The sequence below is a fragment of the Companilactobacillus nodensis DSM 19682 = JCM 14932 = NBRC 107160 genome (genome assembly GCF_000615905.1).
GTDB lineage: Bacteria > Bacillota > Bacilli > Lactobacillales > Lactobacillaceae > Companilactobacillus > Companilactobacillus nodensis.
In genome coordinates this window covers 23229-41210 of sequence record NZ_BAMN01000013.1, presented here as the reverse complement: position 1 = coordinate 41210, position 17982 = coordinate 23229, and the positions used below count along the sequence as shown (strand labels likewise).

At 33.7% G+C, this 17982-nt stretch carries 21 protein-coding genes; 16 read left to right on the top strand and 5 right to left on the bottom strand.

The annotated features are described in order from the left end of the window. Nucleotides 1-69: 69 nt before the first annotated feature. From JCM14932_RS16705 to JCM14932_RS09535, 3 genes are all read right to left on the bottom strand, one after another. Nucleotides 70-183 carry a putative metal homeostasis protein gene (locus JCM14932_RS16705; RefSeq protein WP_162149795.1) on the bottom strand — a complete coding sequence of 38 codons (114 nt, stop codon included), beginning with the start codon at nt 181-183 and terminating at the stop codon, nt 70-72. Continuing rightward, complete coding sequence (locus JCM14932_RS09540) at nt 183-1097, bottom strand: metal ABC transporter solute-binding protein (RefSeq protein ID WP_025024681.1); 915 nt, start codon at nt 1095-1097, stop codon at nt 183-185. Before JCM14932_RS09540 ends, JCM14932_RS16705 begins: the two co-directional genes overlap by 1 nt. A 293-nt stretch (nt 1098-1390) precedes the next feature. Continuing rightward, nucleotides 1391-1999, bottom strand: coding sequence for a KpsF/GutQ family sugar-phosphate isomerase (locus JCM14932_RS09535; RefSeq protein ID WP_025024680.1), 609 nt, complete (start codon nt 1997-1999; stop codon nt 1391-1393). A 288-nt stretch (nt 2000-2287) separates the two neighbouring features. Here JCM14932_RS09535 and JCM14932_RS09530 point away from each other — a divergent pair, with 288 nt between their 5' ends. The 13 genes from JCM14932_RS09530 (at nt 2288) to deoR (ending at nt 14663) form a co-directional block, all read left to right on the top strand. Then, nucleotides 2288-2752, top strand: a complete 465-nt coding sequence (locus tag JCM14932_RS09530) for a PTS sugar transporter subunit IIA (protein ID WP_025024679.1) — start codon at nt 2288-2290, stop codon at nt 2750-2752. Between the two features lie 26 nt (nt 2753-2778). Beyond that, a complete protein-coding gene (locus tag JCM14932_RS09525) occupies nt 2779-3069 on the top strand; it encodes a PTS sugar transporter subunit IIB (protein ID WP_025024678.1) in 291 nt (96 codons plus the stop codon). A 35-nt stretch (nt 3070-3104) separates the two neighbouring features. Continuing rightward, the gene (ulaA, locus tag JCM14932_RS09520; RefSeq protein ID WP_025024677.1) at nt 3105-4364 is read left to right on the top strand and encodes a PTS ascorbate transporter subunit IIC; all 1260 of its coding nucleotides are present in this window, start codon (nt 3105-3107) and stop codon (nt 4362-4364) included. A gap of 31 nt (nt 4365-4395) precedes the next feature. After that, nucleotides 4396-5289, top strand: coding sequence for a 4-hydroxy-tetrahydrodipicolinate synthase (gene dapA / locus JCM14932_RS09515; RefSeq protein WP_025024676.1), 894 nt, complete (start codon nt 4396-4398; stop codon nt 5287-5289). A gap of 11 nt (nt 5290-5300) precedes the next feature. Then, nucleotides 5301-5930: a beta/alpha barrel domain-containing protein gene (locus JCM14932_RS09510; RefSeq protein WP_025024675.1), complete on the top strand. Its 630-nt coding sequence runs from the start codon at nt 5301-5303 to the stop codon at nt 5928-5930. A 66-nt stretch (nt 5931-5996) separates the two neighbouring features. Continuing rightward, on the top strand, nt 5997-8051 hold the full coding sequence (locus JCM14932_RS09505; protein ID WP_025024674.1) for a BglG family transcription antiterminator: 2055 nt from the start codon (nt 5997-5999) through the stop codon (nt 8049-8051). A gap of 53 nt (nt 8052-8104) precedes the next feature. Then, on the top strand, nt 8105-9226 hold the full coding sequence (locus JCM14932_RS16025; protein ID WP_025024673.1) for a histidine phosphatase family protein: 1122 nt from the start codon (nt 8105-8107) through the stop codon (nt 9224-9226). After that, nucleotides 9202-9459 (top strand): histidine phosphatase family protein, encoded by a 258-nt coding sequence (locus JCM14932_RS16020; RefSeq protein ID WP_025024672.1) that lies wholly within the window; start codon nt 9202-9204, stop codon nt 9457-9459. Before JCM14932_RS16025 ends, JCM14932_RS16020 begins: the two co-directional genes overlap by 25 nt. A 158-nt stretch (nt 9460-9617) precedes the next feature. Continuing rightward, on the top strand, nt 9618-10265 hold the full coding sequence (gene deoC, locus JCM14932_RS09490) for a deoxyribose-phosphate aldolase (RefSeq protein ID WP_025024671.1): 648 nt from the start codon (nt 9618-9620) through the stop codon (nt 10263-10265). Nucleotides 10266-10283: 18 nt separating this feature from the next. Beyond that, on the top strand, nt 10284-11627 hold the full coding sequence (gene fucP, locus JCM14932_RS09485; protein WP_025024670.1) for an L-fucose:H+ symporter permease: 1344 nt from the start codon (nt 10284-10286) through the stop codon (nt 11625-11627). A gap of 36 nt (nt 11628-11663) precedes the next feature. Continuing rightward, nucleotides 11664-12683: an aldose 1-epimerase family protein gene (locus tag JCM14932_RS09480; RefSeq protein WP_025024669.1), complete on the top strand. Its 1020-nt coding sequence runs from the start codon at nt 11664-11666 to the stop codon at nt 12681-12683. Between the two features lie 15 nt (nt 12684-12698). Further along, a complete protein-coding gene (gene rbsK / locus JCM14932_RS09475; RefSeq protein ID WP_025024668.1) occupies nt 12699-13619 on the top strand; it encodes a ribokinase in 921 nt (306 codons plus the stop codon). Between the two features lie 90 nt (nt 13620-13709). After that, nucleotides 13710-14663, top strand: coding sequence for a DNA-binding transcriptional repressor DeoR (deoR, locus tag JCM14932_RS09470; RefSeq protein ID WP_268870368.1), 954 nt, complete (start codon nt 13710-13712; stop codon nt 14661-14663). A 26-nt stretch (nt 14664-14689) separates the two neighbouring features. On the opposite strand, the gene JCM14932_RS15200 is transcribed toward deoR, so the two are convergent. Beyond that, nucleotides 14690-15466, bottom strand: a complete 777-nt coding sequence (locus tag JCM14932_RS15200; RefSeq protein ID WP_369342899.1) for a substrate-binding domain-containing protein — start codon at nt 15464-15466, stop codon at nt 14690-14692. Next, nucleotides 15462-15713 carry a LacI family DNA-binding transcriptional regulator gene (locus tag JCM14932_RS16015; protein ID WP_025024665.1) on the bottom strand — a complete coding sequence of 84 codons (252 nt, stop codon included), beginning with the start codon at nt 15711-15713 and terminating at the stop codon, nt 15462-15464. The genes JCM14932_RS15200 and JCM14932_RS16015 overlap by 5 nt, the downstream gene beginning before the upstream one ends. A gap of 276 nt (nt 15714-15989) precedes the next feature. On the opposite strand from JCM14932_RS16015, the gene JCM14932_RS09455 reads away from it, so the two are divergent. From JCM14932_RS09455 to rbsK (JCM14932_RS09445), 3 genes are read left to right on the top strand one after another with little or no spacing between them, the layout of a single operon-like run. Beyond that, nucleotides 15990-16403 carry an RbsD/FucU family protein gene (locus tag JCM14932_RS09455; RefSeq protein WP_025024664.1) on the top strand — a complete coding sequence of 138 codons (414 nt, stop codon included), beginning with the start codon at nt 15990-15992 and terminating at the stop codon, nt 16401-16403. A 21-nt stretch (nt 16404-16424) separates the two neighbouring features. After that, nucleotides 16425-17048: a KpsF/GutQ family sugar-phosphate isomerase gene (locus JCM14932_RS09450; protein WP_025024663.1), complete on the top strand. Its 624-nt coding sequence runs from the start codon at nt 16425-16427 to the stop codon at nt 17046-17048. Continuing rightward, complete coding sequence (gene rbsK, locus JCM14932_RS09445; RefSeq protein ID WP_025024662.1) at nt 17045-17977, top strand: ribokinase; 933 nt, start codon at nt 17045-17047, stop codon at nt 17975-17977. The genes JCM14932_RS09450 and rbsK (JCM14932_RS09445) overlap by 4 nt, the downstream gene beginning before the upstream one ends. Nucleotides 17978-17982: the final 5 nt, after the last annotated feature.

Sequence of the window (17982 nt, the reverse complement as noted above, 5' to 3'; positions counted from 1 at the left end):
TGTTGTAAATAATTGCAAGCGGTTTCTAAAGTTTTACCTATACCAATAAAAAAAGCCTGGCGATAATCGCTAGGCTTTCGTACGTTTGAGCTGATTTAATATTTTTTTGGCGCGGCGTTGAGTCTTCTTGCTTTTTGAATTAAGACGTCGCATTGCACTAGACCGGTCGATTTTTTCTGCCATTATTTGTCTTCCTTTTCTAATATCTTATTTAGTTGTTGGTATTGTGATAACATCCAATCCTTATAAGTCTTACCTGCAGGTAATGTCTCGGTGACCTTTAGGATCGGGATGTTATTTTCTTTGGCCAACTTGATCATATTGTCGACAGTTTTGCTGTCGGACTGTGAATTATACACTAAGAAGGCGATTTTTCCTTCTAAAATACCTTGACGCATATTCTTGACCACAGTAGGGGATGGATCAGTCCCATTTTCAACAGCTTTCTCGAAATCCTTGTTACCAACTTTGAATCCCATGGCGTTGATTGCATAGTCGAAGACTGGTTCACTGACGTAAACATTTTTATTAGTGGTTGCTTTAGCTTTGTTAGTTAATTCAGTTAATTCATTTTGGACCGGCTTTAGTGAAGCAATGTATTTTTTTGTATTAGCTTCAAAATACTTTTTGTTATCAGGTTGTTTCTTGCTGAGTTCCTTTGCCAAGCGATTGGCAAGTGCTGGCATAGTTGCTGGATTATACCAGAGGTGAGGATTAGCGCCAGTTTTTTTGTTGAGGATGTTTTCACCAACTTTGATGAAAGAACTATCGGACCTTTTACCCAGCTTGTTCATCCATGAATCGTAACCAAGACCGTTGGCGATCACTAGATCAGCACCAGATACGTCTTTGGCAATGGCAGTGGTGGGTTCGTAATCGTGAGGGTCGACACCAGGCTTATTGATGATCGATTCAACTGATCCCTTATTACCAACGACTGCCTTGGCTACTTCACCGTAGAAATCAGTTGTTGCAACGATTTTGATTTTACTATCGTTTGCTGACGACTTATTGGAATTACCGCAGGCGGTCAATATAATACCTAATAGAATGATTCCAATAGTAGCAATTAGAGCTTTTAAACCTTTGAAGTGCATATATGTTTCTCTCCCTTAAATAGTAATTATTACTAATTAAGGATATCTGATTGATGGTGATTTGTAAATAGTAATTATTATCATTTACAAGTTGGGATGCTTTTGGGTTGGATATGGTGGATTCGTGTTTTGACTTTGAATGATTGTCATGGTTTTGTTTTTATGGGGTTTCTGTAGGTTGTATATTTCTACTAATTATAGTAAGTACGTGGAAGTATTCATAAATGTTGACCTTTTTTGTACAAAAAAAGATGCTGACGATTTTCAGCACCTTTGTATATTTACTTAGAATTTTAAACTGATTGAGATTTAAGAAGCTTTTTACCAAGTGCACCACCTGGATGGAATGTTGCAAAGTTTTCTTTGGTGAAACCCTTTAATTCAGAAACTGTACAAGCAATTGAATCACCAACAACTAAAACACCAGTTGAACTATTTGTAGGAGCAAGATTTAGCTTGTCCGCTTCGTGATCTATTGGAATAACTAAAGTTAAATCGCACTGTTTAGCTAGTGATGATGTATCTTTACCAGTAAATGCAATTAATTTTGTTCCAATTCTCTTAAGAGATGGTATTGGGGCCAAGATTTCCTTTGTTTCACCACTGTTTGAGATGAGAACAACTGTATCATTTTTTTGAATCATTCCCAAATCTCCGTGGACACTTTCCGTTGCATGAACAAAAAATGATGGAGTTCCGGTACTAGAAAATGTTGCTGCAAGTTTTCTACCAATTAGGCCTGACTTACCAACACCCATAAAAATTAATTTTCCATCTATATTGAGTAGTGTATCAATCACATCATTGTAATTGTTATCTGTAACACTACTATCTATTTCTTGTAGAGCATCAATTTCACTCTGCATGAATCCATGTACTAATGCTGAATAATCTTTTGACATTTGAACTACCTCCATACTAACTTTCTACCTTTATTCTTTAACATTTACCTATATTCGGTCAATTGAAGTTAGTTCCACATTATGTTTGTAGAGAGGATTCTAAGTACAATGTTAAAGGATTCACTAAGTTACATAAATCGTTTGATATCAAGGCATATAGAGATTTGATAATTGTTGTGATTGTAATTTATGTAGACTATCAAGCAAAAGCTGAAAGCGATTACAGTTGTTTTGGATACTAAACCGAAATTATAATGAACTCGTAAAAGAAATTAGGCGGTGTTGTTAATGATTGAAAAGATTGTACAAGAGGATTTGATAAAACTAAATATTAAAGCCAATGATTGGAAAGATGCAGTTAGAAAATCTGCACAGCCGTTGGTGGATGATAATTACATTACAGAAAACTATGTTTCTGAAATTATTAATTCTGTTAATGAATATGGACCTTATTTTGTCATTGCACCTCATGTAGCATTGGCACATGCACCTAGTGAATCTGGAGCGGAGAAACTCGCCATGGGCATTTCTACTTTAGAACCAGCAATAAAATTCAACAATGCTGATAATGATCCTGTTTCATATGTATTTACTTTAAGTGCACCAGATAGTGATTCACATTTAAAAGCAATGCAAGAATTAGTAGGATTATTGTCAGGCAGTGAATTTTATAAGGTTTTAGACGAAGCACAAAGCTCAGGAGAAATTTTACAGTTCATAAAAGATTCAGTATTAAACAATAAAGTATCCTAAGAGGATAACGGAAGGAAGTATTTATTATGGTTAAAGCTTTAGTAGCATGTCGTGCAGGAGTTGGATCAAGTTTGATGTTGAAAATCAAGTTGAATGAGGTTATTAGTGAGCATGATCTTCCAGTTCAAGTAGAGCACTCATCATTGGATGGATTACCAAGTTTTGATGGTCCCATTGTTGTCTCATTGAGTGATGTTGCAGATGAATTGAAAGAACAAGGAATTAAAAAAGAAGTAGTTGGTATTAAGAATATCCTTGATAAAGATGAAATTTACACTAAGCTATCTGCCGCACTGAAAAATATTGGTGAAGAATAATCTTTTAAATTAAAAATTCCGAGGGGGACGGATATATGAATTTCTTAGTAAGTTTACTATCTAATCCGGCAATTCTATTAGCTATTGTTTCTTGTATTGGTTTGGTTGCCCAACATAAAAAGGGAACTGAAGTATTAACTGGTACTTTCAGAACAGCCATTGGTTTCTTAATCTTTGGTGTTGGTGCCACAACAATGACAGGAACATTACAAAATTTTAACGTTATGTTTCAAAAGGGCTTCCATTTGACAGGTGTTATTGCCTCACCTGAAGCCGCAACCGCATTGGCTCAAGGTAAATATGGATTTGTAGTTTCAGTTACATTGATTATGGGATTTATCATGAACTTGGTATTTGCCAGAATCACACCATTTAAGAACGTGTTCTTCACAGGTGGTCACAGTTTATTCTTCGCCTGTGTTCTAGCATTAATTCTGAAATCATATGGATACAGTAATACAATCGCCATTATTATTGGTGGTACATTATTAGGATTTGTTTCCGCAGCATTACCACAATTATGTCAACCATTTATGAGAAAGATCACTGGCGGAGATTTTCAAGCTATTGGTCATTTTAATATGATTGGTTATGCTCTATCTGGTTTACTTGGTGGAGTTTTCAAGAAACACAAAGATGAAACAACAGAAAATATTAACTTCCCACAATGGTTATCTTTCTTCAAAGATTTCTTAATGGGTGTCGCTGTTGTTATGTTAATTATCTTCTATGTAGCTGCAATCGCTGCAGGTAAGACAGTTGTTCAAAAATTAGCTGGTACAACTGACTGGTTAGTATTCCCAATGATCCAAGCACTAACATTTACAGCCGGAATTTCAATCTTGATGACTGGTGTTCGTATGTTCTTGGCTGAAATCACAGCAGCTTTCGTTGCTATTTCAGAAAAATTCATTCCTGGATCACGTCCAGCTTTGGATGTTCCAACAATTTTCCCATTTGCACCAACAGCTGTTTTGGTTGGTTTCTTAAGCTCATATGTTGCTGGACTATTGGCAATCGTTGTAATGGTCTTCATGAAGTTCCCTATCGTTATTATTCCCGCCGCCCACATTTGCTTCTTCTCAGGTGGTACAGCCGGAGTATTCGGTAATTCAACTGGTGGTTGGAGAGGCGCCGTATTAGGTTCATTTGTTGTTGGACTATTACTAGCCTTCTTACCATTACTTCTATATCCAACATTTGCTGGAATGGGTATTACAGGATCAACATTCCCTAACGTTGATTACAACGTTATCGGTTCATTGCTAAATTGGTTCTTAGGTTTAATTCACTAGTTATTTAATACTTTAGGAGGAATTTTAAGTTATGGTTGATGTTTCAGGAATCATAGTTGCGATGGTTACACCGCTTGATGATGAGCAAAATATTAGTTACGAAAAGACATCCAAACTTTTGGATCGCCTATTGGAACATAAAATTAATGGTATTTTCATATTGGGTACAAATGGAGAGGCATATGCTCTCACACAAGATGAGAAATACGATTTTGCTAAATATGTTATTGATTATGTTAAAGGCAGAACAAATGTATATGTTGGAACAGGCTTAAATAGTACAAGAGAAACAATTGCATTTAGTAAGAGAATTGCAACTTTGAATCCTGATGCCTTGTCTGTTGTTACACCATATTTTGTAGCACCAACACAGGAAGAATTGATTGATCATTTTGAAAAGCTCACAAATGCTGTTTCAGTACCAATCTTAATTTATAATATGCCCGGTAAAACAGGGGTAAACGTGGATCCAGAGACTGTTGCAGTCTTGTCAAAGAATAAAAATATCATTGGTGTTAAAGACAGTTCTGGAAAAATCGATAATATGAAAGGCTATTTGAAACTTCGTAATGACAGTAGCTTTGCAGTTTTAGCAGGATCTGACTCTAAAATATTGGCATTACTTGAAGCTGGTGGCGATGGGGCCATTTCAGCTACAGCTAATTTATTAACACAAAATAACGTTGATATTTATAAGTACTTCAAAGATGGAGATTTGGAAAATGCAGAAAGATGTCAAAAACAAATTGAACCTTTGAGGGAAATATTACATATGCGTACTACACCAACGGCTCTTAAAGCATCAGTGACCGCTTCTGGCGTTGACGTTGGGCCCGCACGTTATCCCGCAAGCATGCCAACTTCGGAACAAGAAGATAAGATTAAAGAAATGGTCAAGTATTATAAGGATAACAAGATTATTTAGAGGTGTATTTTATGAAGAAACTAGATCGAATGAATAGAATCATTAATTCAGGTGCTCTTGCAGTCGTTCGTGCTGAACCTGATAGAGTGGTTGAAATTGCTGAAGGAATTGTTAAAGGTGGAGTAGATGTTATGGAGGTTAGCTACACAATGGCTAGTGCTCCTGAATCTATTAGAACTCTTCAAAAGAAGTTTGGAGATAAGCTATTAGTTGGAGCTGGAACAATCCTAGACGGACCAACTGCTAAAGATGCAATTTCTAATGGTGCTGATTTTATATATTCACCAATATTTGATAAAGATGTTGCTGTGTTATGTAACCAATATCAAATTCCTTATGCTCCTGGATGTACTTCAGTTACAGAAGCAATTGAGGCGTTGAGAGCTGGAGCAACATTTGTAAAGATATTCCCATACGGAGGAATTGTAGGACCAGTCTTAATTAAGACCATGAAAACACCGATTCCATACTTACCATTAATAGAGTCAGGTGGGGTAAATGTGGATAATGTTACAGATTGGTTTGAAGCTGGAGTGGACGTTGTAGGAATTGGAGGAGCCTTATCAAAGGGTTCTGTAGATGATATTGCAAAATCAGCTGCAATCTTCAGAAAGAAAATTGACGAGTTCCGTCAAAAATAGTTTTAAAAAGCTGTCAGTCTTATAATGGGACTGTCAGCTTTTTGTGAATCTAAGAGGGGGACTTTGATGCTAGATCAAAAGCAATTACAAATTATTGATAAACTGATTCAAAATCCAATTTTGACAAAGGATGAGTTAATTAAAAATCTTTCATTGACTGATCGACAAATAGAATATTCGATTGATAAACTTAATCAGTATTTATCAGACCAGGGTAAAAAGAAAATAGATTCTGAAGGTGTATATATAACAATACCCAGTGATACCTATAAATTTCTTTTAAGTATAAGAGTGTCCGATAATTTAACTTCATTGAAAGGTTATATTCTTAGCACAGAAGAGCGTAAACTCTTTTTGATTCTTCTGTTATCTACAAATAATGATTATTTGTCTTTGGTTCATTTACAAGAGCTTTTACAAGTTAGTCAATCGACAGTATCAAAAGATTTAAAACAACTTGAAGTAGAGTTATTAGATGAGCAATTAAAAATAAGTTATGATAGAAAAAATGGTTATAAAATTATCGGAAATGAGAATGCAGTTAGAGGTTATTTGATAAAATCGGTTGCCAATGAATTGGTTGAAAATAGGGCTGATTTACTGGATAACTTTATAAAATTAAATAGTGATTATAAAATAAAAGACATGTTCGATTTAGTTTCTAGTGAGTCCAATAAATATGATATTGATTTTGTAGAAAATAGATTGAGGGAATTTTGTTATATCTTAGTAATTATTTTAAATAGATTATTGATGAAACCAAATTATATTCCTGCTAAAGCAAAGTATTATGAAATAAATAAGACTAACGAATACACATTTTCAAAAGAAATACTAGAAAAACTCGGAATAACAAATGTAAATACAGTTAAGTATATGACAACAATTGTTTTGTGTTTAAGTATCGGTGGTTACGATAATTTAATTGAGGATAAACATATCTATGACATTACTAGTTCAATTGTGACAAAGTTTTCAGATATATCCGGTATTAGTTTTGTTGATAATGACAAAGTTGTTCATCAATTATTTACTCATTTCAGATCTATGTATTTTAGACTTCAATTTAAATTTCCTATTACAAATCCATTAACTAAACAGGTTGTACATGAATATGGAGAAATTTTTTCATTGGTTGCTCAAGCTGTTATTCCATTTAAGGATGAATTGGGTAAAGTTCCAGATGAAGAAATAGCATTTTTAACGATTCATTTGATTGGTTTTATTTACAATTCCAACAGTCAAAAGAAACATTTTTTATCTGCTGCAATAGTATGTCCCAATGGCATTGGAAGTTCAGCACTTGCTTATTTACAGTTAACTAGTTTGTTTCCCAATATTAAGTTTTTGGTACCATTCCCCTATGCAGATTTAGATAAGCACATGGATGAGATAGATATGATCTTTTCGACATTTTATCGAAGTGAACTGTTTGCCAAAGGTAAACCCTGTTTTGTCATTAATCCTATTATGACAACAAATGATAAATATTCTGTTATGCAGAAAGTAAATAGTGAGTTTTCTACGACTGATTTTGTTGTACCGACATTGGATTCAGTTATGAGAATTATTAGTCATAGCGTTGATAATGCAGATGTATTAGGCAGAATTAGAAAAGAATTGGCAGACAATGTTTTCAAACCAAAAGCAGTATTCAACAAGCGTAAGATTTCTCTACTAGATGTTTTAAAGCCAGAATTTGTTAAATTAAAAATAGAAAGTACAAACTTTGCTGATGCCGTGTTAACTGCAGCACAACCGCTTTTGGATGAAAGAATAATTAATAATGGATATGTAAGTGAAATAGTTGAGCAAATTAAAAAAGGCGATTCTACATTCATTATTGCTCCAGATATAGCATTACCTCACACTAATCCACATTATGGTGCAGAGAAAATTGGGGTTGGGCTTGCTACTTTGAGAAAGCCATTAATTTTAAAGAGCAACAAAAGAATCAAATACATATTTATTTTAAGCGCGATCAATTCAACCGATCATTTGAGTGCTTTACAGGACCTAATGTTCTTATTAAATATGGAAAGCTTTTTGCATCTGCTAGATAATCCGGAAACTACGGTCGATGATGTAATGAATTTCATTTATCAGCAATTGAATGATTAAATGCTTTTATAGGTTAAGCTTATAATTAAATTGTCTTTAATAAGGGGAATTTTATGGAGATATATTTTGTTAGACATGGACAGACCATTTTCAATCTAATGAGTAAAATGCAAGGATGGTCAGATACACCTCTTACTGATAAAGGCGTTGAAGATCTTAAAAAGACAGGAGAATATCTTAAAAATACCCATTTTGATGCACTTTATAGTTCAGATTTAAAACGAGCTATGGATACGGCAAAGATATTAGAGAGTAAAAATGAAGTAAGCAAATTAAATCTTAAAACAAGTAGGAACTTTCGAGAGATTTTTTTCGGTTCCTTTGAGGGTCTAAATAATATTGACACTTGGAAAGATATTGGACGAAATTACGGAATAAATAATCAAAACAATATAATTAAAAAATATTCAATTGATTTTGCGAGAAATGCGATGAAGGATGCTGACCCATTTCACTATGCTGAAAATGCAGATGAATTGAATACAAGAATGAACGATGGATTTAGGCAATTACTCAGAGAGAATGAAATCGATTCACGAATACTTGTTGTTACGCATGGTACTTTTATAAAAACTATGATGTTAAAATTTTATGATAAAGATATGGATCCTGCTGATGCCTATCCTGAAAACGGTAGTGTATTGAAAGCCAATTTGAGTAATGATGGTATAAAAATATTGGAATTTAATATTCAAGGGTTCATAATTACGTTTTTTCGATCATTAACCAAAATGATGAGGAGGCATATGATGGAAGTATATTTTGTAAGGCATGGACAGACAATCTTTAATTTAATAAATAGGATGCAGGGATGGTCAGATACACCACTTACAAAGCAGGGAATTGAAGACCTAAGGCTGACTGGAAAATATTTACAAAATACAAAATTTGATGCAATATACAGTTCGGATTTAAAAAGAGCCATGGATACAGCTGAGATAATAAAAGATGAAAATTTGAAGAACCCTCCAGAAATAAAAATCAGTAGTAACTTTAGAGAAATATTTTTTGGCTTTTTTGAAGGCTCAGAAGCGGCAAAAACTTGGAAGATGTTAGCAAAGCCATATGGTTGTTCTACTCAAAATGAGGTCTCAGCAAAATACTCGATTGAGTTTGCTAGAGAAGTTTTAAAAAGGGCAGATCCCAAACAATGGCTGAAGATGTTAATGATTTAGGGGTTAGAATAGAAAAGGCTGTGGACCAATTATTATTGGAGAACTGTATGGATTCCAGAATTTTAGTAGTAACTCATGGAGCATATATAGAAACATTGTTATTGAAGTATTTTAAGTCAAATTTTGGTAGTTCAAGGGCATTTCCCGATAATGGTAGTATTACTATTACTAATTTAACTAATGACGATTTTAAACTTTTAAAGTTCAATTTTGTTCCCGAGATTGCTGAATAGCAAGATATTAAAGAGATAATCAATGATTATCTCTTTTTTTGTTGTAATTTTTGAACGAACATAAAACAAAAAAAGTGAACATAATTTCATTGATAACGTTTACATATGTAAAAAATGATGCTATTCTATTGTCATCAGATATGAAAGGGGTTTCAACTATGAAACTAAATAAATACATTGATCACACATTACTAAAACCAGAAGCTACAGAATCACAAATAGATAAAGTTATTGCTGAAGCAAAAGAATATGACTTCGCTTCAGTTATGGTAAATCCATATTGGGTTAAACATGTTCATGAAGCACTTGAGGGTTCAGATGTAAATACTGCTACTGTAATAGGATTTCCTCTAGGAGCAAATACAACAGCTATCAAAGTTGCTGAAGCAAAACAAGCAATTGACGATGGTGTTGATGAATTAGATATGGTTCTTAATATTGGTGAACTAAAAGGAAAGAATTATGACAAGGTTGAACAAGATATTAAGGCTGTTGTCGAAGAAGGACATTCAAATAAGAAGCTAGTTAAAGTAATTATTGAAACGGCATTGTTAACGGACGATGAGAAAGTTAAAGCTGCTCAATTAGTTATGAATGCTGGGGCAGAGTTTGTTAAGACTTCAACAGGGTTCTCAACTAGTGGTGCAAAAGTTGAAGATGTTAAGTTATTAAAAGATACTGTCGGAGATCATACTCAAGTTAAAGCTTCAGGTGGTATCCACTCTAAAGAAGAAGCTCAAGCAATGATTGATGCTGGTGCTACAAGACTTGGAACTAGTGCAAGTATTAAAATTATTAACGGCTAGATAAGAAAGGAATAAATAATGGATAATACATCAGTACATAAAACAGGTGGCCATGGGTTTCATCTTTTTAAACTCCATGCAAAGCAAATGGACGATGGATATTTAAATAAGATTCCTATTTTCCAATTCATTTTATTATCATGCCTTTTTCCTATGTGGGCGGCTGCCGCAAGTTTAAATGATATTTTAATCACACAGTTTAAAACTATTTTTACTTTAAGTAATTTTGCTAGTGCTTTTGTTCAAAGTGCATTCTACGGAGGATACTTTGTAATTGCTATTCCGGCTTCTATTGTAATTAAGAAGACATCTTATAAAATTGCAATTTTGATTGGACTGTTTTTCTATACTGCGGGATGTATGTTATTCTTTCCAGCATCCACAATGGCTACATATAGTGTCTTTTTAGTAGCTTTATTCGCCATTGCGATTGGATTAAGTTTTTTGGAAACATCAGCAAATACTTATAGTTCTCTATTAGGACCTGAGAGTTCATCAACATTGAGATTGAATATTTCTCAAACATTCTATCCTGTTGGTGCTGTAACGGGTATTTTACTTGGTAAGTACTTAATTTTTGGATCTGGAGCAAGTCTAGAAAAGCAAATGAGTGGTTTATCTGGTTCTGCCAGAATTGCTTTTGGTGAACAGGCTTTACAAAAGACTTTACTGCCATATAAATATATTATCGTTGTGTTAATTGCGGCAATTATTATTTTTGCATTGACTGAATTTCCAGCAAGTAAAGTTAAGAGTGATGCATCTGCTAAGGGTGCTAAAATTACTGAAACTTTGAAATATTTGCTACATAATAAACCCTTCAAAAAGGGTATCTTCACACAATTCATGTATATCGGAATGCAGACGGCCGTATGGTCATTTACAATTCGTTTAGCTATGAGTTTAAATACTAGTATTAATGAACGTGATGCTTCTACATTTATGATTTTTAGTTATATTGCGTTCTTCTTGGGTAAAGTTGCAGCTAACTTCTTAATGAACAAATTTGGTTCATCAAAAATCTTACTTTGGTTCAGTATTATTGGATCGATTGCATTGATATACATTATTTTGGTACATAATATGACCGCTGTATATGCAGCAATCTTAGTAAGTGGCTTGTTTGGTCCTTGTTGGGCAACAATCTATGCTAAGACATTGAGTACAGTTAAAGATAAGCGTCATACAGAAACAGCTGGTGCCATTATTGTTATGTCAATTATTGGTGGTGCATTTATTCCTTTAGTTCAGGGATTAGTTGCTGATTGGACGAAATCAATGTCATATTCATTTATTGTTTCATTAGTATGTTTCGTTATTGTTTTGTTCTATTCACGTAATCAAGTTAAACAAGGTAATTAGTAGTTTGATTATAAAATTTAATTAGGAGACTTTAAAATGACAAGTACAATTCATTTAACACATAGTCTATTTAATGAGAAACCATTTAAAATTTTAGAAAATGATGATTTCACAGTTGAATCATTTGTTTATCCTTCCGGTGTCGAAGGATTAAAAGTAAGTAATTCGCGTGGACATCTAACATTGCTTCCATACATGGGAATGATCATTTGGGATGCAATCTTTGACGGTCAGTCATTGAAAATGAAAGATATGTTTTCACAACCTCTTCCTGGTAAGGGAATTGCCGATACATATGGATGCTTCCAATTCTCATCAGGTTTATTAGCCAATGGTACCCCAGGTCCAGAAGATAATTATCAATTGCACGGTGAATTTCCAACATCAAAGATGGTTGATGCTTACATAGAGCTTGATGGAGATTCATTAAAAGTTGGTAGTAGTCATGAATATGTTAAGGGATTTGGATATCACTATCTAGCAAAGCCAAGTGTAACTATGCACAGTGGTAGTGGATTGTTTGATATTAAGATGAGTGTTACAAACTTATTGAAAGATCAAAAAATGCCTCTACAATATATGTGCCATATGAACTATGCATATCCAGAAAATGCAACTATGACACAATCAGTTCCCGACAATGCCTTCAAGTTACGTGAGAGTGTTCCAAGTCACGTTCACCCAACGAAAGAATGGCTTGCATATAATGATGAATTGAAAGCTAGCGGCAAGATTATTAATAAACTAGATGATTCAAGTCGTTATGATCCAGAAATTGTATTCTTTACAAGTGATTTGACTAAGTTTGCTGATAAAGCTGAATTTAGAATGAATTTGGCAGATGGAAAGAATTTTGTGACTAAGATAACTACTGCACAATTTCCAATTGTTACTCGTTGGATTCTATATAATAAGGATCAACAAGTTGCAGCATTTGCATTACCTGGAACAAGTCGTCCAGAAGGATACCATGCTGCAGAAAAGGCTGGTACTTTGATTTTCTTGAATCCATTGGAAGAACGTAAATTCAGTGTAACTACTGGATTAGAACACTAGGAGGTATACAAAAATATGAGTGATATTACTGTAATCGGATCAAACATGATAGATTTAATGACGTATTTGGATAGAATGCCAGTTGAAGGTGAAACTGTATCTGCACCAGAGTTTGAAATGGGATTCGGTGGAAAAGGAGCTAACCAAGCAGTTGCTGCTTCTAGATTAGGATCAGATGTAAGTTTCATTTCTATGGTTGGTCATGATAATTTTGGTAAGGAACAATTAGATAACTTTAAGAAATCAGGTATTGATACGACTGGAATTGGTGTTGGAGATTGCAATAGTGGTGTTGCTCCTATTTTCGTTGACCCTTCATCCGATAATAGAATTATTGTTATCAAAGGTGCTAATAATGAATTAACTCCTGAAGTTTTAGATGAATATGAGGATAAGATTAAGAACTCTAAGCTAGTTGTATTGCAACAAGAAATACCATTAGAAACTAATTATCATGCAATTGATTTGGCTGTTAAAAATAATGTTCCTGTGCTGTTAAACCCGGCTCCAGCTAATAAGGATTTAAATATGGAATATGTTTCTAAAGTTGAATTTTTCTCCCCTAACGAGACGGAGTTAGCAACCTTAACTGGATTACCAACTAATAATCTTGATGAAATTAAAGTTGCCGCCAATGCCCTTATTGAAAAGGGGGTTGGAAATGTTATCGTGACGATTGGTTCTAAAGGTGTCTTATGGGTTAATAAAGAACATAGTGAAATTGTACCCGGAAAGAAAGTCGCTGCGGTGGATACTACAGGTGCAGGTGATTCATTTATTGGTTCATTTGCACATTACTTTACAGAGGGTGAAAGTGTTCCAGAAGCATTAAGAGATGCTAATCAATATGCTGCTGTTACTGTTACCAGAAAAGGGACACAGAAGTCATATCCAACTAAAGCTGAATTAGATGAAATATTAAAGATTAAGGCTTAGATAAAAAATAACATGTTGGAAACCCAACATGTTATTTTTTATATTATGTATGATAATGTATGTTATATAAGTAATTAAGGAGCTTTTATTATGGAAAGCACAGAGATGAAGCGAATAAAGCAATCACTTAGAGTTGCGCGATTTTATTACCAAAGTAATTTTGATCAGAGTAAGATTGCTAAAGAAATGGGGTTATCTAGACCTACGGTTTCTCGATTGCTTCAGTATGCTCGCGATAATGGTTATGTTGAAATAAATATTAAAGATCCGTTTGATGATACTTCAAATATAGAGAATGCATTAGAAAGTAAGTATTCATTGTCAAAGGTTATCGTTGTATATTCTCCGTCTAATGATTATAGGACAATTATTAAAAGTATAGGAAAGGTTGGAGCCGAATATCTGGAGAGAATAGTAAAGGATAATGATATTGTTGGTGTTACTTGGGGGCAAACTATGCGAGAAATAGCTAATAATTTATTACCAGAGGATAACAATCAGCAGGGTGTACAGGTTGTGCAGTTGAAGGGTAGTGTCACCCATTCAATGACCAATAACTTTGCTAATGAAGTTATTAATGATTTTTCGACGGCATTTCATGCTGATTCAGAAAGTTTACCATTACCAGTTATTTTTGATAATCCAGAAACTTGTCGTTTGGTTCAAGAAGATCGACATATTGAATATATTATTAAGCAAGGGAAAAAATCAAGTATTGCATTGTATACAGTTGGGACTGTCAGAGATGATGCGATGTTATTCAATTTAGGGTATTTAAATGATAATGAGATAGCTGAGTTGAAAAAAGAAGCCGTTGGTGATATAAGTTCTAGGTTTATAAATGCTGATGGGAAAATAGCGGATCAGGAGTTGAACAGTCGTACTATTGGTATAGATTTGGAGAGTTTGAAAGATAAAGATTATTCCATTTTAGTTGCTGGTGGTGAAAGAAAGTTAAATTCTATTCATGCTGCTTTACTAGGCCATTACGCAAATGTATTAATTATTGATGAGAATACCGCAAAAAAATTGATTGAAATGTAAAAAAAGTTACCAGTAGGTAACTTTTTTTATTTATTTAAGTTTTTTACTGATGTTCCAATTTCTAATGAATCTCGAATTATATTGCTATCGATATTACTTTTATTATCATCAAGAGCCTCTATAGTTTTTTCTAATGTGCTTTTTGCTAATTGCTCTATGTTTTGCTTTATACAAGTGACTTTTGGCTCAATAATTTCTTGAGAATCTAATTGTCCAAAAGACACTAAGGATATATCCTGAGGTATTCGTAGATTTAATTCATGTATTGCCTGGATAATACCAATTGTCATCAGGTTGTTTGAGCTAAAAATTGCAGTACATGGTTCATCACTTTTTAAATTATTGGTCAAAAAGGTGTAAGTATTTTTATAAGCGTCTTCTTGCTTGTAATACCCTTTTACGACATTTTTTTCATCAAACTGTAGGTTATTTTCTTCTAATGCAGCCTTGTATCCGAATAATCTATCCTGTGCAGTTATTGCTTTATCAGTACCAGATACAAACATTATCTTTTGATGTCCTTGTTGAATAAGATATTCTGTTAAAATTTTTGATTCAGAAAAATTATCACTACCTACGAAGGGAATATCCAGTATCCCCATATTTCTATCTATCAATACTATTCTTGTCCCTGCATCAGTTAATTGTCGTAATAATTCAATGTTTTTAGCAGCAGGTGATATGACTATTGCATCAACATCTTTATCCTGAAGAGTGGATAGTATTCTTTTTTCTTTCTCCTCCGATTCATCAGTGTTACACACCAATAAGTTGTATCCTTTTTCAAATAAACCGTCATCAATTTTTTTTTGCGATTTTGGAGTAGTAAGGATTATTTATATCAGCCACAACTAATCCAATTAAGTTTGATTTTTTTGTCCTCAAGTTTCTGGCAGATGAGTTTCTGCTAAAATTTAGTTCATCAATTGCTTTCATTATTTTTTCACGGGTTTCTTTTTTTACTGGATAGTTTCCATTTAATACTCTGGAAATAGTAGTTATTGAGAAACCAGATCTCTCAGAAACATCTTTTATAGTTGCTTTTTGCATGGTTATTCCTTTTTATATAAACGTTATAGTTATATAAAATGTTATCACAAATGAAAATATAAAACCTAGCCAATTTTTTATCGTTTATAGAAAACGTTATCTGTTAAATTTGACTGCCAATTGAGAAAAATTACAGATCAAACATATTAATTTTGAAATAGTTAGTATTTATCCACTATATTTTATAAAAATATTGTTGACAGCGCTTACTTATCGTTATATAGTTAGTTTCGTAATAGAAAACGTTTTCTATAAAAAATTAAGGAGATTTTCAATATGCTTACATCAAAATTATTACATCCAGCTATTTTACGTGCCATTGCCAACTGTGGTCACGGAGACAAGATTTTAATCACTGATGGTAATTATCCATTGGACTCAGATGTTAATGAATCTACCGAAAAAATTTATTTAGCTTTGAAACCAGATCTACCTACAGTAACAGATGTCCTTGAAACGTTAAATACACAAATCAATTTTGAAAAAGCTGAAGTTATGACTCCAGGTGAAGGTGAACAACCAGCCATTTACGATGATTTTAAAGAAATTTTAGATATGAAAGAATTATCAAAATTAGGACGTCAAGAATTTTACGATGCATGTAAAAAGTCTACTAATCTTAAATTAGGAATTAATACTGGTGAAACAAGAGTATTTGCAAATATTCTACTTACTGTTGGTGTTAGATAGTCTGTCTTTGAAAGGGTAAAAATGGAAAAATTATCTATATTTAAACGAGTAATGAATGATGAGTTAACGGCCGTTGAAGATGTTTTGAAAAGAGTAGATGACAATTCAAATGACTATTCCAAAATAATTGATCTAATTGTTAATTTAAAAGGTCGTTTGATTTTTACTGGTGTTGGTAAATCAGGTCACATCGGCGAAAAACTTGCTGCTACCTTTGCAAGTACAGGGACACCATCGTTTTTTGTACATGCTACTGAATCCATGCACGGGGATTTGGGAATGATTACTAAGGATGATTTAGTGATAGATATTTCTAATTCCGGTGAAACTAAGGAATCTTTGGCACCGATAGTACCTATTCACAGAATTGGTGCGAAAATTGTAGCTTTAACAGGTAATAGACATTCAACTTTAGCTAAGAAGTCGGATTACTTGTTTGAGGTTCATGTTGATGGCGAAGCTGATAAATTTAATTTGGCTCCTACAAAAAGTTCGACGGCTGTTTTAGTTGCTGGAGATTCTTTAGCAATAACAGTATCAGAATTAAAAGGCTTTTCTGAAAGAGATTTTGGTATGTTTCATCCAGGTGGTGCTCTAGGCAAACGACTTTTGGATGAAGGAGCTATGGAGGGCGAAGGACAATGAAGAAAATATTAGTTATTGGTAGCTTTATGACTGATTTGGTTGTTCAATCTGAACGATTTTGTAAAGAAGGAGAAACAATAATTGGTCAATCTTTTAATCAATTTACGGGTGGAAAAGGTGCTAATCAGGCTGTTGCAGCAGCACGATTGGGTGCAAATGTCGAAATGATTGGTGAGCTGGGTAAGGATTCCTTTGGCGATGATCAAATTGATTCTCTTAATAAAAATAATGTTCAGCATGAGCACGTTTTATTTACTGATAAGGCAAAGTCTGGTATTGGAAACCCACAATTAGATGCTTCAGGAAAAAATAGAATAGTTGTAATACCTGGGGCTAATATGGAATTAAAACCATCAGATTTGGAAAATATGGATGATGTCATTCAAAGTTCAGATATCATTGTTCTTCAACTAGAAATTCCGTTGGAAACGGTATACAAAGCCATTGAACTGGGAAATAAGTACAATAAGATAGTTATTTTGAATCCAGCTCCGGCTGCAAAACTAGATTTGAAATATGCTTCTATGGTTTCATATATGACCCCGAATGAACATGAAGCGGAACTTCTTACTGGAATAGATACAAGTAATAAATCAGGTATTAAAGATGCTGCTCAAGCATTATTGGATCAAGGCTATCAAAATGTTTTGATTACACTTGGTGATAAGGGCAGTTATTTCAAGAATGAAAAAGATGAATTTGATATCTCGTCATACAAAGTTTCTGCGGTTGATACCACTGCAGCGGGAGATTCATTTATTGGAGCATTTGCATATGGGCTTGCAAATGATAAGGACGTTAAGAGTTCATTATCATATGCATCCGCGGTTTCTGCTATTGCAGTTACTAAGATGGGGGCTCAACCGTCGTTGCCATCTAAAAAAGAAGTTGATGATTTCTTATCCTCTGAAGAAAAAATTAGCGAATAGGAGGC

Bases quoted from the DNA above. Each gene is read 5' to 3' on its own strand.
- JCM14932_RS09540 (WP_025024681.1), bottom strand. From the start codon at position 1,097: ATGCACTTCAAAGGTTTAAAAGCTCTAATTGCTACTATTGGAATCATT.
- JCM14932_RS09510 (WP_025024675.1), top strand. From the start codon at position 5,301: ATGAAGAAACTAGATCGAATGAATAGAATCATTAATTCAGGTGCTCTT.
- JCM14932_RS16020 (WP_025024672.1), top strand. From the start codon at position 9,202: ATGGCTGAAGATGTTAATGATTTAGGGGTTAGAATAGAAAAGGCTGTG.
- JCM14932_RS09525 (WP_025024678.1), top strand. From the start codon at position 2,779: ATGGTTAAAGCTTTAGTAGCATGTCGTGCAGGAGTTGGATCAAGTTTG.
- deoC (WP_025024671.1), top strand. From the start codon at position 9,618: ATGAAACTAAATAAATACATTGATCACACATTACTAAAACCAGAAGCT.
- JCM14932_RS09535 (WP_025024680.1), bottom strand. From the start codon at position 1,999: ATGTCAAAAGATTATTCAGCATTAGTACATGGATTCATGCAGAGTGAA.
- rbsK (WP_025024668.1), top strand. From the start codon at position 12,699: ATGAGTGATATTACTGTAATCGGATCAAACATGATAGATTTAATGACG.
- JCM14932_RS09455 (WP_025024664.1), top strand. From the start codon at position 15,990: ATGCTTACATCAAAATTATTACATCCAGCTATTTTACGTGCCATTGCC.
- JCM14932_RS16025 (WP_025024673.1), top strand. From the start codon at position 8,105: ATGGAGATATATTTTGTTAGACATGGACAGACCATTTTCAATCTAATG.
- JCM14932_RS16705 (WP_162149795.1), bottom strand. From the start codon at position 183: ATGGCAGAAAAAATCGACCGGTCTAGTGCAATGCGACGTCTTAATTCA.
- JCM14932_RS16015 (WP_025024665.1), bottom strand. From the start codon at position 15,713: ATGCAAAAAGCAACTATAAAAGATGTTTCTGAGAGATCTGGTTTCTCA.
- fucP (WP_025024670.1), top strand. From the start codon at position 10,284: ATGGATAATACATCAGTACATAAAACAGGTGGCCATGGGTTTCATCTT.
- ulaA (WP_025024677.1), top strand. From the start codon at position 3,105: ATGAATTTCTTAGTAAGTTTACTATCTAATCCGGCAATTCTATTAGCT.
- JCM14932_RS09530 (WP_025024679.1), top strand. From the start codon at position 2,288: ATGATTGAAAAGATTGTACAAGAGGATTTGATAAAACTAAATATTAAA.
- rbsK (WP_025024662.1), top strand. From the start codon at position 17,045: ATGAAGAAAATATTAGTTATTGGTAGCTTTATGACTGATTTGGTTGTT.
- dapA (WP_025024676.1), top strand. From the start codon at position 4,396: ATGGTTGATGTTTCAGGAATCATAGTTGCGATGGTTACACCGCTTGAT.
- JCM14932_RS09480 (WP_025024669.1), top strand. From the start codon at position 11,664: ATGACAAGTACAATTCATTTAACACATAGTCTATTTAATGAGAAACCA.
- JCM14932_RS09450 (WP_025024663.1), top strand. From the start codon at position 16,425: ATGGAAAAATTATCTATATTTAAACGAGTAATGAATGATGAGTTAACG.
- deoR (WP_268870368.1), top strand. From the start codon at position 13,710: ATGGAAAGCACAGAGATGAAGCGAATAAAGCAATCACTTAGAGTTGCG.
- JCM14932_RS09505 (WP_025024674.1), top strand. From the start codon at position 5,997: ATGCTAGATCAAAAGCAATTACAAATTATTGATAAACTGATTCAAAAT.